Source organism: Pseudomonas meliae (assembly GCF_001400515.1).
Lineage (GTDB): Bacteria > Pseudomonadota > Gammaproteobacteria > Pseudomonadales > Pseudomonadaceae > Aquipseudomonas > Aquipseudomonas amygdali.
This window is the reverse complement of record NZ_LJQT01000168.1, coordinates 1-734: the sequence shown is the minus strand read 5'-3', so window position 1 is coordinate 734 and position 734 is coordinate 1. Positions and strand designations below refer to the sequence as shown.

The window sequence follows — 734 nt, the reverse complement described above, 5'->3', positions numbered from 1 at the left end:
GCATGCGACGCAGAGCTTCGTAAACTTCAGCGCTTCTCGACCCGAAATCCCATTCTCGGGAAGTGCACATGCACGACGCCAGCGCGTTTATCTTCGCGGCGCAGGATCAACTCTTCGCGCCCGATAAAGATCAATTCACCCTCAACCGCCTCAACGCCATAGTCGACTGCCGAGACAGCGACCTTGTCGCCCGCCTTGAAGCCATTCGGATCAACAAAGACTTCGTCGGGCAGGGGCGCAGGCGTTGCATTTCTGGCGATTTCAATGGCATCAGCCGAACTCAGGTCGCTGAACGTGCCGTGCCCAAACCCCAGAACGCGATCAAGCCAGGCACTGACACCCGGATAATCATCGACAAAGTGCGCAGTCACTGGCGTCTGCTTGAGAAACCACAGCGTATGAGCAACCGAAAAATCGGCAATCGAAGGTACGCCAAACAGAAAATCACCACCGCGCGACAGCTGCAACTCCAGACGCGACATCAGCGTGGGCCATTGATGCTTGACCTGCTCGACAGGCGGGCGTGAAGCCGTGCCACCGTTGAACAGCGTGGATCGGTCGGCAATGAACGCCTTGGCAGCGTCTGGCGGCACCTTGGCAAACCTTACAGCCATCGACTCAGGCTGAAACACCAGGCTCACGGCATGCAGGAACAGCACCGAATCAGCCCAGGCGGCCAGACCGGCAACCGAAAACTCCTGACCTTGCGGATAAATGTCAACGCCAACCAAAAA

1 protein-coding gene is annotated in these 734 nt (G+C 57.5%); it reads right to left on the bottom strand.

Annotated features, from left to right (window positions below; all coding sequences use genetic code 11):
- Positions 1-26 precede the first annotated feature (26 nt).
- A partial coding sequence (locus ALO64_RS07760; RefSeq protein ID WP_054991684.1) for a glutathione S-transferase family protein occupies positions 27-734 on the bottom strand: 708 nt, incomplete at its 5' end.